Genomic DNA, 15,528 nt, shown 5'->3' with positions numbered 1-15,528 from the left:
TTTCGATTAGCGGTTTTTCTTTGTTTGGCGGTGAGATAGAGATTTGAACTCTAGAAGGGCTATAAACCCTTGCTGGTTTTCAAGACCAGTGCTTTCGACCACTCAGCCATCTCACCTGAATGTCTTAAAACAATTGCTTGCTTCAAGACGGGGCAGATATTAAGACCTGCAATAGCATTTGTAAAGCACTAATTTTACTATTTCTTCTTTATGTTCGATAAATCAGCAAGTGTGCGAAAAAAACAGCTATTTAGCGATAATTTACCATTATTGACGATTTACACAAAAACTTTACCTGTATTTAAATAATAATATTACCTGTTTATATCATGCTGAATACGTATGTAATTTGTTGTGTCAGTTTTTTGGTTGTGATTATATAACTTCATCGTGTGTTACTCTCATAAGAAAAATAATAAATGAAAAACAAACCTCAACTCAGTTTTTGGCAAATATGGAATGTTAGCTTCGGCTTTTTGGGCGTTCAATTTGGCTTTGCTTTACAAAACGCTAATGTCAGTCGAATACTTTCAGACTTGGGTGCTGATCTGCACTCTTTATCTTTATTTTGGTTGCTCGCTCCTATTATGGGCTTACTTATCCAGCCTCTCGTCGGCGCAGCGTCAGATAGAACATGGAATAAGTTTGGTCGCCGTAACCCCTATATATTAATCGGTGCCATATGCGCAACTGTCGGTATGTTATTAATGCCAAACGCGCCATTATTTGTTTCTGTTATCACACCAATGATTTTTGGTGCGATGATGTTAGCGGTTATGGACGCATCTTTTAATATCGCTTTTCAACCTTTTAGAGCGCTAGTGTCTGATATGGTGCCCGATAATCAAATGAACAAGGGTTATGCTATCCAAGCCTTTTTGATTAATATTGGTGCCGTTATCGGCTCTATATTGCCATTTGTTCTTACAAATGTTGTTGGTTTAGAGAACACCTCACAGCAAGGTAGCATTGCTCCATCCGTTGTTTGGGCATTTTATATCGGCGCCACGGTTTTATTAGGCTCGGTGTTATGGACGGTTTTTAAAACCAAAGAATATTCACCTAAAGAATATTATGAGTTCAAAGGAATGGATGCTGAACAGGTTGCCAAAGAACAAGCCATTGAAAAGTCGTTAATTGAAAAACTAACTGACTTCGTTGGCTTAATGAAAACTATGCCCGAGGTAATGAAGCGTTTAGCACTCGTACAGTTTTTCTCTTGGTTTTCTCTATTCATTATGTGGGTTTATACCATGCCGGCCATTGCTCAACAGGTTTGGGGCATAGACGTAAAGTGGTTTGATCCTACCTATATTAGCTCTGTTGGTGGTATTCCCAATGATATCGCTGCGGCAAAAGGCGCAGCTGGTGACTGGGTAGGTATTTTGTTTGCAGCGTATTCTTTGTTTGCGGCCTTTTTCTCAATTGTGCTGGCCAAGCTTGCCAATACCTTCGGCCGAAAAGCGGTTTACTCGTTTTCCTTACTCGCCGGTGGCTTAGGTTATTTAAGCTTTATGTTTATCAATAACCCTGAACCAACTTTAGTCAATTTATTGATCACTGAAATCACGGTGCCACAAGGCGCGGTTACTTTATTTATTCCTATGATAGGTGTAGGTATTGCTTGGGCTGCTATTTTAGCAATGCCCTACACAATACTTGCTGGTGCATTACCTGCCAACAAAACTGGTGTATACATGGGGATCTTTAACTTTACCATTGCCGCGCCACAGATTATCTCAGGAATTTTTGCTGGCTGGATATTAAATTCAGTTTTTGAAAACCAGGCAATAAATATTATTATCTTAGCGGGTGTCTCTATGGTACTTGGCGCTGTATCCGTTTATTTTGTCAAAGAAAAAAGCGAGTAACCTCTACTCGCTTTTGTTTGTAGGTTAGGGCTCTACCTAAAATTTGTTAGTGAAAAAACTAACCTACATAAACGCTATAAAACATCAATTACCACTGCCACAAGATTGACGAACCACAAGTGTGGTTGCCATCAATTCTGTTTTTGCTTCTTCGCCATTCACTAGTGCTAAAAGCTTTTCTACTAATAATTCTCCTGCTAACATCGTATCTTGTTTAGCCGTAGTTAAGGTCGGAAAAGTAAAACTAGCAACCGGAATATCATCAAAACCAAACACGGCTATATCTTCGGGTACGCGCATATTGTGTTCTTGCAAAGCGCGCATCGCGCCCACGGCAATTAAATCACTGGCCGCCATAATGGCATCAAAACTTTCACCACCCTTAATAAGGTTTAATGCAGCGTTATGGCCAGATTCTTCGGTAGAAATCGCGTCAAATTGAAGTTGGGTATTAACGACTAAGTCGTGATCAGTTTGCGCTTTACAATGACCTAAATAACGATCTAAAAATTCAGGAGAGCCCGTTGAAACTCCGCCTAAAAAAGCAAATTTTTTGCGGTTATTATTAATGACATGTTCGGTGAGTTGATAGCCTCCTTGGAAGTTATCGCAACCGACAGAGACAACATCGAGGTCTTTTACTTCAGCCCCCCAACGAACGAAATGGGTTTCTTGCTCTATTAACTGAACAAGCTTTTCTTCGTAATCGGTGTAGTCACCATAACCCAACAATATTATCCCGTCAGCTTTACGGGTATCTTCAAAGTCAGCATGCCAATCGTGGCTCATTTGCTGAAAAGAGACTAATAAATCATAGCCCTTATTACCACAAGCTCGGGTAATGCTGCCTAACATTGACATAAAAAAAGGATTGATTAATGAGTCATCGTTGGTTGGGTCTTCAAACAATAGCAAGGCAATGGTGCCACTACGTTGAGTACGTAAACTGCTGGCGTTTTTATCTACTTTGTAATTAAGTTCTTTGGCAATGGCTTGAACACGTAGCCGTGTTTCTTCATTTACTAACGGACTATTACGTAGTGCTCTTGAAACTGTTGACTGAGAAACGCCCGCACGATAAGCAATATCAAACGAAGTGTTTTTAGCTTTAACCATTAAATTAACCAATAACTTATTAATAAATATACTACTTAGATACTAACTTAGCCCCCTAGCCTTGTATACCTTATTAAGAGTAAAGCAAAAAATTACTCAGCTGATAAACGCCGACTTCCATCAAATTTTAAAGGTAGCGAGTAAGTTATCACCCTGAACTTTTCATCAAGCGCCAATAATCATCAAAAATGCATACGTATGCATGGCAAATAGTGCATAAATCCATCATGCATACGTATGTAGTTTATTGCTCTAATTTCTAACATCGGCATAATTTAATCATCACGTTATTTATTGTGGAAAGAATTCGTACAACTGATGCAAATAAAAAATAAGGATGCATAAAGTCCTATATATACGCCACAGATTTTAAATAAACAGGAAATAAATCAAAACGTCAGCAACGAACAAGACGGTTTTTGATGATAAAAATTTATTATGATAAATAAAAAAATAAAAAGTAGCACAGCTGATATTACCGCCACAGACTTAAAAAAACGCATTCAGCACCATTTGAACAGTACCTTAGGTGATCGCGTTATTTGTGAAGATGCCTACAAAAACACACCACAAAACAAGCAGGCTTATTGGCAAGCGACATCAATGGCGCTTAATGAAATTATTATTGATAAACTGCAAGCAAGTAAGGTTCAACAAGCAAAATCAGCGACTAAAAGTATTAACTACCTGTCACTTGAATATTTGATGGGGCGACTACTTTCTAACAACTTACATAATTTAGATTTATATAAAAATACCGAAAAGGCCCTTAAATCACTTGGTTTTGATTTAGCCGATTTATGTGAAGAAGGGGCTGATTTAGCCCTAGGTAATGGTGGATTAGGCCGTTTAGCCGCATGTTTTCTTGATTCATTAGCGACACTTGATTACAACGCTATGGGTTACGGCATTCATTACCAACATGGTTTATTCAAACAAAGTTTTAAAGACGGACACCAAATAGAACAGCCTGATATGTGGCGTGAGTTTGGTAGTCCTTGGGAAATTTGCCGCCCTGAATCTACCCAGCTTATTCCCGTTTATGGTTATGTTGAACAACAAGCACAAGCCGACGGTAGTTTAACATCGGTTTGGCGTGCAGGAAAAATGCTCAAAGGAGTTCCTTGGGATATTCCTATCGTTGGCTATAACTCGTCAACCGTAAATGCTTTACGCTTATGGGAATGTCGCGCAGACTCTGCCTTTGACTGGGATACACTTAATCAGGGTGACTATCTACAAGCGCACCACGATCAAGTCAATGCTGAAACAGTATCTAAAGTTCTTTATCCTAATGACGAACACGATGCGGGTAATGAATTACGCTTTATTCAACAGTACTTTTTCTGTGCTTGTTCAATTAAAGACATTATTAGTCGTTATCAACTGCAATTTGGTCCACTTACCCAAGGAAGTAGTACAAACTTTGCTGAAAAAGTAGCGATCCAACTCAACGATACCCACCCTACCATTGCCATTTTAGAGTTAATGCGCGTATTACTTGATGAGTATGACTTCTCATGGCAAAAAGCCTGGCAATTAGCCGGTAAAGTATTTTCTTATACTAACCACACCCTGTTACCTGAAGCGTTAGAAAAATGGTCTGTTTCATTGTTTGAACGTGTACTACCACGCCATTTAACTATTTTATATCGTATCAACGAAGCATTTTTGAATGATGAAGTGAATGCGATGTGGCCAAACAACGAGGCAATGCGCGCTCGCCTTTCAATTATTGAAGAAGGTGAACAACGTAAAGTCCGTATGGCACATTTATGTGTCATTACTTCACATAAAGTTAACGGTGTTGCTCAAATCCATTCAGACTTAGTAAAAAAAGATCTATTCCCAGAATTCAACCAACTTTGGCCAGAGAAATTAACCAATGTAACTAATGGTATTACCCCAAGACGTTGGTTGAAATCATGTAACCCATTACTGTCTGAATTACTATCAAAGCACGTTGACGATGACTGGGCTAAAAACTTAAACAGCTTATCTTCATTATCAACCCTTGCTGATAATGCCAGTTTCCAAAAGAAATTCATGGCAATTAAACATCAAAACAAAGTGGCATTAACCACTGAAATTAAAACCTTAACCGGTATAGATGTCAGCCCAGAGGCCATCTTTGATGTCCAAATTAAACGACTTCATGAATACAAACGCCAGCACCTTAATTTATTGCATATCTTAGCGCTATACCGCCGTTTATTGGCTGATCCTGACTTACCTATGCAACCACGCGTATTTATCTTTGGTGCAAAAGCAGCGCCGGGCTATCAGTTAGCCAAAGAAATTATTTACGCAACCAATAAAATTGCTGAAAAAATCAATAATGACACCCGCATTCAAGACAAATTAAAAGTGGTGTTTTTACCTAACTATCGGGTCAGTTTAGCCGAAAAAATAATTCCGGCAGCCGATGTTTCAGAGCAAATATCAACAGCAGGTAAAGAAGCCTCTGGTACTGGCAATATGAAGCTCGCCCTCAACGGTGCCGTAACCATTGGGACTTTAGATGGCGCAAACATTGAAATAGCTGAAGAAGTTGGCGACGACAATATTTTCATCTTTGGCTTAACCGTTGATGAAGTTAAAGCCCTAGATAACAAAGGCTACAACCCTTATCACTTTTATGAAACGAATAATGAAATCAAAGCCTGTTTAGACTGGTTAGACACGGACTACTTTACGCCAGGCCATATGGGAGAATTATCTTCGATTAAACAAAGTTTCCTTGAAGGTGGCGATCCATACAAAGTGCTGGCTGATTTTGAAAGCTACAGTGACGCTCAACAAGACTTAGGTGTCGCTTATCAAGACAAAAAACGTTGGGCAAAAATGGCCATTTTAAATACGGCGTTGATGGGTAAATTTAATTCTGATCGCTCGATTGAAGACTATGTGAAAAACATTTGGTTTTTAACACCGAGCGCTTAAGCATTAATTATTAAGAAAACTGAGGAAAATATATGAGTTTATCTGTAAATGACATCAAAGCTTTAGTTAGCGCTTGCCATAAGACACCTTACGAGGTTTTAGGGTTAAATGCTGACCAAAACACTCGTTATTTACGGATCACTTGCTATTTTCCTCACCTTAACGATATTGACGCTGTTGAGATAATGGCCTTAGCCCCTAATAAAAAATCAGCGCAACTTAATAGTAATGAACAGATAAAATCATTAGGTAAGTTGGTGAAAGTTCATCACAGTGGACTTTACTCACTTAAGCTACGTCGTAAAAAATTATTCACTTATAAACTCAAGCTGACCTCTGCAAACGCATCATGGTTAATTGACGATCCCTATCAGTTTTCAGCTACCTTAGGGGAGCTTGATATTTACTTGCTGCAACAAGGTAATCATCAAAAACCTTACGAGAAATTAGGCGCTCATCTGCAAAATAAACCCCTTAATGGCCAAAAAATTCAGGGTGTTTCGTTTGCTGTTTGGGCACCTAATGCAAGTCATGTTTCTTTGCTTGGTGACTTTAATCACTGGGATGAACGTAGCCATGCCATGCAAAATATCACCTTGGGCGATGTCGCTAGTGGCTATTGGAATATATTTATCCCACAAGCGTCAGTTGGGCAACAATATAAGTATGCGATTAAAGACAAAAACGGTAACACGTTACCATTTAAAGCCGACCCTTATGGCAACCAAGCCCAATACCGACCTGACACAGCGTCAATTATCAGTGCAAAAGACAATTATCTTTGGCAAGACCAAGATTGGTTAGACAAACGTGAAAAACGTAACAGTAGAAACGCTGCAATTTCAATTTACGAAGTCCATTTAGGCTCTTGGCGCCGAGATAAAAATAACGAATTTTTAAATTACCGTCAGATAGCTGACCAGCTTATTCCTTACACTTTATCAATGGGTTTTACCCATATTCAGCTAATGCCGGTCAGTGAATTTCCATTCGATGGTTCATGGGGATATCAACCGGTTGGCTTATTTGCACCAACAGCTCGGTTTGGTAATGAAGCTGACTTTCAGTATTTTGTTGATGCCTGTCATCAAGCCAATTTAGGCTTATTGATTGATTGGGTACCAGGACATTTTCCAAGTGATGATCACGGTTTAGCGACCTTCGATGGTACTCATCTTTTTGAGCATGAAGACCCCAGACAGGGATATCACCCCGACTGGAATACCCTTATTTATAATTACGAGCGTGTTGAAGTTGCCAATTTTTTGCGTGCAAGTGCCCTGCATTGGTTAGATAAATACCATGTTGATGGCATTCGCGTTGACGCAGTTGCCTCGATGCTTTATCTCGACTACAGCCGCAAAGAAAATGAATGGATCCCTAACATCCACGGAGGCAGAGAAAACTTAGCCGCTGTCGACTTTTTAAAACGCTTTAACGAAGAACTCTATCAACAATACCCTGGTACATTTTCTGTTGCCGAAGAATCTACGTCATGGCCGGGTGTTTCTCGCGCGACCCATGATGGCGGTTTAGGCTTTGGTTATAAATGGAATATGGGCTGGATGAACGACAGTTTACAATACATGCAGCGTGAATCTGTGCATCGTTGCCATCACCATAACGAACTTAGCTTTAGCCTAGTTTATGCCTTTGATGAAAACTTTATTCTGCCACTTAGTCATGACGAAGTTGTTCATGGTAAAGGCTCTATTTTACAAAAGATGCCTGGCGATGATGCTTGGCAACAGTTTGCCAATATACGCGCTTATTACAGTTTTATGTGGGCACATCCCGGTAAAAAGCTACTATTTATGGGCTGTGAATTTGCCCAAGGTAAAGAATGGGATCATGACCACGAACTTGATTGGCATCAACTTGACGTTCACTGGCACAGTGGCGTACAGCGACTGATTAAAGCGTTAAATAAGGTTTATTGCAACACGCCAGCATTCTATGAAAAAGATTGCCAAAGCGAGGGTTTTAGTTGGTTAGATCATCAAAACAGCGAACAATCAATTTACAGCTTTATTCGTTTTGGCAATGACGCCCAAGAGAATGCGGTTGTCGTGGTATGTAACTTTACCTCACAAACCCATCATAACGTTAAGTTAGGGGTACCAAAATCGGGAGAGTACGTCGAATTACTTAACTCGGACGCTGAAATTTATGGCGGCAGTAACACCTTGAACCTAGGTATTTTACCGAGTGTTGAATTGGCCTGGCAAGGTCAGCAACACTATATAGACATTACTGTACCGCCGTTAGCGACAGCGATGTTTATCCTCAAAGATGTACGTTTACCACTTGAGGGTAAATAATGACAACTTGCGCAATTAACACTGCATACAAAGTAACTTCGGGGCGTTCGTATCCGATGGGTGCTTCACTGGCTAAAAGTGGTCTGGGCTGTAACTTTGCCCTATTTTCTGCACATGCAACAAAAGTAGAGCTTTGTCTATTTTCAGGTGACGGTAAATATGAACTACAGCGCATTGAATTACCTGAGTTTACCGATGATGTTTGGCATGGTTTCGTTGAAGGGATCGCAGAAGGTTGTTTATATGGCTACCGTGTTCATGGTCCTTTTGAACCTCATAATGGCCATCGTTTTAATGCTAATAAATTATTGTTAGACCCCTATGCTAAAAAATTGCACGGTAGCTTTATCCGCAGCGACCTTAATTTTAGTTATGATCTAAAAAGCACCCAAAAAGATTTAACCGTTGATAATCGGGATAATTCGGCGACTATGCCAAAGTGTGTGGTTGTTTCACCATTACTGTTTAGTCAAACGCATCCACAAGTTCGTCGCCGTGACACCATTCTTTATGAATTACATGTTAAAGGCTTTACCCAACAAAATCCCGATGTACCCATTGAGCTACGCGGAACATTCGCGGGTCTTGCTAATAAAAAGGTTTGCCAGTATTTAAAGTCTTTAGGGGTAACCAGTATTGAACTGCTACCCGTGCAACAGTTTATTAATGAGGACTTTGTCCAAGACAAAGGGTTAACTAATTACTGGGGCTATAACACCATTTCATTTTTTGTTCCGCACGCCGCTTACTGCCATTCAGGTGAGGTTGGCGAGTTTCGTTCTATGGTTGAAACTTACCATGAAGCAGGTATCGAAGTTATTCTTGATGTGGTTTATAACCATACGGCAGAAGGTGATGAACTTGGTCAAACGCTGAGTTTTAAAGGCATAGACAATGCTAGTTATTATCGTTTACACCCAGCAGACAAACGCTATTATGAGAATTTTTCAGGGTGTGGCAATACCATTAATGTGCAGCACCCTCGTGTTATTCAACTGATCACTGACAGTTTGCGCTACTGGGTAGAAATCATGGGCGTTGACGGTTTTCGTTTCGACTTAGCGCCAGTACTAGGGCGCGATGCACCTGATTTTAAAGCCAACAATCACTTTTTTACCAGTATAAGACAAGATCCTATCTTATCAAGAGTTAAACTTATTGCCGAACCTTGGGATGTCGGTCATGGCGGCTATCAACTAGGCCGTTTTCCCAATAGCTGGTTAGAGCTAAACGATCGTTTTCGTGACTCTTGTCGACGCTTCTGGCGAGGTGAACAAGGCTTAGTTGCAGAGTTTGCTAAACGTTTGCACGGCTCAAGTGACATTTTTGAACAGCCCAGTCGTCGACCTAGTGCCAGTGTAAATTTTATTACTTCACATGATGGTTTTACCTTAACCGATTTAGTGAGCTTCAATAACAAGCAAAACAAGGCGAACGGCGAACAAAACCATGACGGCCATAACAGTAACTTTAGTAATAATTTAGGGACTGAAGGGCCAACCGACAATTGTAGAATTAGTCTGTTACGCCGCCAGCAAAAACGCAATTTACTGACCACCCTCTTTATTGCTCAAGGCACGCCGATGTTACTCAGTGGCGATGAACTCAATAATAGCCAGCGCGGTAACAATAATGCTTACTGCCAAGATAATGAAATATCGTGGCTAGATTGGCAAAGCCCACAAGCACAGCAAGAATCAGATTTTGTTAAAAAATTAATTGCACTGCGAAAAGCACATCCGCTATTAAACAGAACACATTATCAACACGGTGTAAAAGTAAGTGAACATACCGGTTTAGCTGATATCAGTTGGTTAAATTGTCACGGTAAAGCGATGACTAAAGACAATTGGCATGATCAATCCATCAAGTGCTTTGCAATGATGTTAGCCAATACCGAGCGCTCATCTACTCCTGAACATCAGCAAGACGATGCCCTACTGATTATTTTTAATGCTCATCAGCGCAGTATCAACTTCTTATTGCCAGTACTTAACGGTTACTGGCAAGTGCTCATTGATACCGCTGTTGATAATCAAGAATACAGTTACGCTGACAAAAAATCGCCAAAAAACATTAGACACCCCGCTATTACCATTGCTGAACATAGCTGTGTGGTATTGCGGTATTTACATAGCCCAAAAGACAAATAGCAACACGGTTTTGCGTTAAGTAGTTGAATCGTAGATAACAAAATCACCACAAGCATTGGCAAAAGTATTCCTTTAGCCACTCAAAAAGAATAGAGTATTAAACTTATGAATTTGATAGAAAAACTTGCCGACCTAGTTGGCTTTCACAGAAGTTACACTGATAGTTATGGGCACCAAGTTCCGGCAAACGAAAGTGCTAGGCATAGCCTACTTTGTGCTATGGGTTATGACCTGTCTAATAACCATACTATCAATAACAGTATTACCGCCTTACAAGAAGATAGCTGGCGTAAAATGTTGCCTGGCGTCCATATTGCTAAGCTTGAAGAACACAGTCACACTATTATTATTAGCCTACCGGTAGATGAAAGTTTAAAAGTTGCTTGGCAGATAACGACTGAGCAAAGCGAACTCTTAACGGGTGAAGTGTTGGTTAGCGAGTTAATTTTCCAAGAAAAAAATCAGCTTGCCGATAAAGAATATCGAAAGCTTGCCTTAACACTCCCTTTGTTATCACAAGGTTATCATAAGCTTAAGCTGAGTTATGGCCAACAAACAGCAAGTTGTCATTTGATTTTTGCGCCTAAAACTTGTTATAGCCCACAGGAAGCCTCACCAGAAAAAATGTGGGGATATGCTGCGCAGTTATATTCACTCAAAAGTGAAAGTAATTGGGGAATGGGCGATTTTGGTGATTTAAAAACACTGGTTAAAAATTCTGCCGAGCAAGGCGCTGCCGCCATAGGTTTAAATCCGTTGCATCCCTTGTATCAAAATAATCCCGCACATCGCAGCCCTTATTCCCCGACCAGCCGTTGTTTTCTCAATAGTTTGTATATTGATGTTACTCAGGTACCTAACTTTTCCAGCTGTAAGGCCGCTCAACTTCGCTTTAACAGTGATGAATTTCAAGCAAAAGTTAACTTCGTCCGTAACACTGAACTTATCGATTACCCTGGTGTTGCTGATGTTAAATTTGAAATTATTGAATTACTCTTTGAAGACTTCATTCAAGCAAATAATGACCAGAATGTAAGCGCGACCTACCAAGAGTTCAGCGACTTTAAAGCCGAGCAAGGCGATGATTTATTACTGTTAACCACCTTTGACGCCTTATATGAGCATTTTAGAATGATTGATTCTAATGCTTATGGTTGGAAAATGTGGCCGAGTGAGTTTCAATCACCACATTCAGCACAAGTCGCTGCTTTTCAACAACAGCATGCTAAACGTCTTGATTACTTTGCTTTTTTGCAATGGCTAGCTCATCGCCAGTTAACTGATGTTGCCGCATTAACAGAACAAGCTGGCATGCCGATTGGTTTATATCTAGACCTTGCGGTTGGTTGTGACGGCTCGGGCGTTGATGTTTGGTCTGATAAAGATGTTTATGTGTCTGGTGCAGCGGTTGGTGCTCCACCCGATGCTATGAATACCTTAGGGCAAGATTGGGGGCTAACGCCGATTAACCCAGTAGCACTGCAGCAACAAGGATATTTACCCTTAATAAAGGCACTGCGCAGTAATATGCAATATGCAGGTGCTTTACGTATTGATCATATTTTAGGTTTAATGCGTCAATATTGGGTAGCGCCGGGCATGAAAGCCGATCAAGGTGTTTATATTACCTTTCCATTTAAAGATATATTGCGCATTATTGCCCTTGAATCTCGTCGTAATGACTGTGTGGTTATCGGCGAAGACTTAGGCACGGTGCCCGATGGCTTTAGTGAAATAATGGCAGCCGCAGGTTTACTATCATACAAGGTGCTATTTTTTGAGCGTTGGGAATCGGGTTTATTTAAACGGCCGGAGTTGTATCCAGCCCAATCTATGGTAACAGTATCAACACACGACTTACCTACCCTTACCGGTTGGTGGACTGGACGTGATTTACATTGGCGACAAGCATTGAATCTATATCCATCAGACGAAATGGGCCAACAAGAACGCCAAGCTCGTATACAAGACCGTAGCTTGTTAGTTGCAGCCTTAGCAGACTTAGACGTTATCGATGTAACAAAAGCGCCGCAACAAAGTCCGGCAATAATCAATACTGAATTATCAATTGCCGTCCAGAAATATATGGCGAAAGCACACAGCCATATCCAACTTATTCCATTAGAAGACACCTTAGAGATTGTTGAACAAGTTAACATTCCCGGCACTATCGATGAACACCCTAACTGGCGTCAAAAATTACCGGTAACTATGACTGAGTTTTGGCAAAAAGATTCTGTTAAATTGCTTGCACAAGCGATGCAAAAAGCCAGACCAAAAAGCTAATATTAGTCATAATGTCGATTTTAATGAACACAATAATGGATGAGAATATAATGATAATAACAAATAGTACATTCACATTAAAAAAATCAAAGATTGCGCTACTTATCTTAAGTGGCCTATTTCTTAGCGCTTGTAATGAAACTAAGCCAATTCACATAGAAAAATCAGCCAGCTTAAGTGAGGTAAAAGCCTTACCACTTAAAAATGCTGACGATTTAGATCCTTATTTAAATAGAAATATACAAGATGAAGTTTTTTACTTTGTTATGCCCGACCGTTTTTATAATGGCAACACCGATAATGACCAAGGTTCTAAGACCGACATAATATCTGCTGGTGGTTTTGATAAAGCCGACAAAGGCATGTATCACGGGGGTGACATTCAAGGTTTGCAGGCTAAACTGCCTTATTTGAAAGGTATGGGGATTAGCGCTATTTGGTTAACACCTATTATGCGTAATCAGGCCATGCAAGGTGATTCTTCGGGTTATCATGGTTACTGGATCTTGGACTTTAATGAAATTGACCCACATTTGGGTAGTAATGAAGATTTAAAACGTTTCATTAACGCTGCACATAAAGAGAATATAAAAGTATTTTTTGACATTATTACTAACCACACCGCTGACGTTATTAAGTATGTTGAATGTCACGGCGAAGATGGCTTACAGTATTTGATGAAAGAAAATGATGGCTGTTTATATAAAACACTTGCTCAAGTGGCAGCGGGTGATACTTATCAAGCCGTTATTCCTAAAGGCCAAGAAAACCTTAAATCACCCGCTTGGTTAAATGATAAAAAATATTATCACAACCAAGGAGATACAACCTATGAAGGAGAAAACTCGATATATGGCGACTTTAGTGGCTTAGATGATATTGATACTAATTCACCTGAAGTGGTTACAGGCATGACCGAAATATTCAAAAATGTCATCAGTGAATTTAAACCTGATGGTTTTAGAATTGATACCGTAAAGCACGTCAATATAGAGTTTTGGGCAGATTTTGCCCCTGCGCTTGTTGACCACGCAAAAGCGATTGGTATTCCAGAATTTTTTATGTTTGGTGAAGTATATAGTGGCGATGTTAAAGAATTAAGTGCTTATACCACAGTAGGTAAAATGCAGTCTGTACTTGATTTTTCCTTACAATTTGCTTTACAAGACACCCTTATTAAACAGCAAGGAACACATAAACTTGTTGAGGTGTTCGAGAGTGATGCTTACTATAATGACAGTGACAGTAATGCCAATCAGTTGCTTAACTTTACCGGTAACCATGACATGGGACGTTTTTCAGGCATGTTGAAAAGTAGTGATTTCAACTATAGCGAAGCAGAAATTATTCAACGCACCTTGCTAGCCCATGCGATGGTTTACTTTCTGCGTGGCGTGCCAATTGTCTATTATGGCGACGAGCAAGGTTTTGTTGGTGATGGCGGAGATAAAGACTCTCGCCAAGACATGATGCCTTCCTTGGTAGACAGCTACAACGATGATGATTTACTCGCAAATATTAAAACAACCGCTGATGACAACTTTGATGAAAATCATCTATTTTATAAGACATTTGCTGAGTATGCGGATATCTATTATCAATACCCAGCACTTAGGTTTGGCGAACAAAAATTCATAAATGCTGATAATAAGCCGGGGGTTTTTGCGGTATCTCGTACATTAAAAGACGAAGAAGAAATCATTATTGTCTTTAATACAGCAAAAACAGAAAAGTCTGTCGCGTTAGGCTTTACCCTCAAAAATGGCAAAAAAATATACCCAGCCTTTAAAAGTGATGAGTTTGTCGATGGAACATTAACCGTTCCCCCGTTAAGTTTTGCTATTTATCAGGTCAGGTAGCTGAGGATTTAGTGTTTTTGTACAGATAAAGAAAAACCAAGGCGCTATGGGAGTGTCCTTGGTTTTTAATTTATTCTTTAATTAGTAAACTATTTCATTATTTGCTGTTTCACCTCCTTATATTATTTAAATAAATGATTGAACACACCTTTACCTTCACTTATACCAACACTTAATAATTATTAGCCACTTGCTCGGTGTTACTGTGCAGCTTTATGACTACACGTCGGTCATAAAAACTGACTTCTTGTTGAGTGTTAGCCACTACCGGCGCTTGCTCACCAAAAGCAAACAGTTTAATGCGTTCTGCTTTAACGCCTTGATCAATTAAGGCATTTTTAACGGTGTTAACACGAGCAATAGACAGCGCTTGGTTTAATTTTTTATTACCTTGTTTATCGGTATAACCCGATAAATCGATAAAGAGTTTTGGTGATTGTTGTAACATTTCTGCCAAAGCAACGATTTGACTTTTATAGTGCGGCTGTAAGTCACTAGAGCCAGTTGAAAATTGTAAACTCATCAGTAAATTTTCAGCTTGTAGTTGACTGGCATTTTGGTATTTTTTATCAAAGTTTTGTTCTAAAACCGATAATGCTAATTGATGATTTTGTTCAGAGCGTTGTAAATTGCGGCGGAACTCGTTTGCAGCCTGCAAATAATCATGCTCTTGCTTTTTCAATGACGCCTGTAGTTCACTCAAATTTTCTTTATCGTTTTGTGTTTTCGCAATAAGTGTACCGGTCGCTCCCACTAAAATAGCGCCAATAGGACCACCAAATATCGCGCCAATGATCATGCCGCTACCTAAGCCAATACTTTCTTTATCTCTGTCACTAAGTTCAACCGAATCGCTTGCTGTTAAGTTTGACTTTTCAAAGGCGTATGCGGAATGACTTAATGTCGGTGCAGCAATAAGCGCTGTGATTAAGAAAAGTTTCGCTGGGTTTAATTTACTGTTAATTTTTTTCATGTTAAT

The 15,528-nt window shown here is 39.7% G+C and carries 8 protein-coding genes and 1 tRNA gene; 6 read left to right on the top strand and 3 right to left on the bottom strand.

Annotated elements, in window-relative coordinates; translation table 11 throughout:
* Positions 1–25 precede the first annotated feature (25 nt).
* Positions 26–116, bottom strand: a tRNA-Ser gene (locus H4J69_RS09395).
* Positions 117–419: 303 nt separating this feature from the next.
* On the opposite strand from H4J69_RS09395, the gene H4J69_RS09390 reads away from it, so the two are divergent.
* Complete coding sequence (locus tag H4J69_RS09390; RefSeq protein WP_182251961.1) at positions 420–1,871, top strand: MFS transporter; 1,452 nt, start codon at positions 420–422, stop codon at positions 1,869–1,871.
* Positions 1,872–1,955: 84 nt separating this feature from the next.
* Here H4J69_RS09390 and H4J69_RS09385 read toward each other — a convergent pair whose 3' ends face one another.
* Entirely contained in the window at positions 1,956–2,987 is a 1,032-nt protein-coding gene (locus H4J69_RS09385) for a LacI family DNA-binding transcriptional regulator (RefSeq protein WP_182217413.1), read from the bottom strand.
* A 438-nt stretch (positions 2,988–3,425) separates the two neighbouring features.
* Between H4J69_RS09385 and H4J69_RS09380 the strand changes: the two genes are divergently transcribed.
* The 5 genes from H4J69_RS09380 (at position 3,426) to H4J69_RS09360 (ending at position 14,549) form a co-directional block, all read left to right on the top strand.
* Positions 3,426–5,930: a glycogen/starch/alpha-glucan phosphorylase gene (locus H4J69_RS09380; RefSeq protein ID WP_182251960.1), complete on the top strand. Its 2,505-nt coding sequence runs from the start codon at positions 3,426–3,428 to the stop codon at positions 5,928–5,930.
* 32 nt (positions 5,931–5,962) lie between these two features.
* Positions 5,963–8,251, top strand: a complete 2,289-nt coding sequence (glgB, locus tag H4J69_RS09375; RefSeq protein WP_182251959.1) for a 1,4-alpha-glucan branching protein GlgB — start codon at positions 5,963–5,965, stop codon at positions 8,249–8,251.
* On the top strand, positions 8,251–10,404 hold the full coding sequence (gene glgX, locus H4J69_RS09370; protein WP_070376836.1) for a glycogen debranching protein GlgX: 2,154 nt from the start codon (positions 8,251–8,253) through the stop codon (positions 10,402–10,404). The genes glgB and glgX overlap by 1 nt, the downstream gene beginning before the upstream one ends.
* A gap of 105 nt (positions 10,405–10,509) precedes the next feature.
* The gene (gene malQ, locus H4J69_RS09365; protein WP_182251958.1) at positions 10,510–12,690 is read left to right on the top strand and encodes a 4-alpha-glucanotransferase; all 2,181 of its coding nucleotides are present in this window, start codon (positions 10,510–10,512) and stop codon (positions 12,688–12,690) included.
* A 50-nt stretch (positions 12,691–12,740) separates the two neighbouring features.
* The gene (locus tag H4J69_RS09360) at positions 12,741–14,549 is read left to right on the top strand and encodes an alpha-amylase family glycosyl hydrolase (RefSeq protein ID WP_182251957.1); all 1,809 of its coding nucleotides are present in this window, start codon (positions 12,741–12,743) and stop codon (positions 14,547–14,549) included.
* Positions 14,550–14,721: 172 nt separating this feature from the next.
* On the opposite strand, the gene pdsO is transcribed toward H4J69_RS09360, so the two are convergent.
* Entirely contained in the window at positions 14,722–15,522 is an 801-nt protein-coding gene (pdsO, locus tag H4J69_RS09355; protein WP_182251956.1) for a sortase-associated OmpA-like protein PdsO, read from the bottom strand.
* Between the last annotated feature and the right edge of the window lie 6 nt (positions 15,523–15,528).

The sequence above is a fragment of the Colwellia sp. BRX10-9 genome, assembly GCF_014077405.1.
In the GTDB taxonomy this organism is placed as follows: domain Bacteria; phylum Pseudomonadota; class Gammaproteobacteria; order Enterobacterales; family Alteromonadaceae; genus Colwellia_A.
This window is presented reverse-complemented; position numbering and strand designations above follow the sequence as displayed.

Coding starts and splice junctions, on each gene's coding strand:
- H4J69_RS09390 (WP_182251961.1), top strand. CDS start 420: ATGAAAAACAAACCTCAACTCAGTTTTTGGCAAATATGGAATGTTAGC.
- H4J69_RS09385 (WP_182217413.1), bottom strand. CDS start 2,987: ATGGTTAAAGCTAAAAACACTTCGTTTGATATTGCTTATCGTGCGGGC.
- H4J69_RS09380 (WP_182251960.1), top strand. CDS start 3,426: ATGATAAATAAAAAAATAAAAAGTAGCACAGCTGATATTACCGCCACA.
- glgB (WP_182251959.1), top strand. CDS start 5,963: ATGAGTTTATCTGTAAATGACATCAAAGCTTTAGTTAGCGCTTGCCAT.
- glgX (WP_070376836.1), top strand. CDS start 8,251: ATGACAACTTGCGCAATTAACACTGCATACAAAGTAACTTCGGGGCGT.
- malQ (WP_182251958.1), top strand. CDS start 10,510: ATGAATTTGATAGAAAAACTTGCCGACCTAGTTGGCTTTCACAGAAGT.
- H4J69_RS09360 (WP_182251957.1), top strand. CDS start 12,741: ATGATAATAACAAATAGTACATTCACATTAAAAAAATCAAAGATTGCG.
- pdsO (WP_182251956.1), bottom strand. CDS start 15,522: ATGAAAAAAATTAACAGTAAATTAAACCCAGCGAAACTTTTCTTAATC.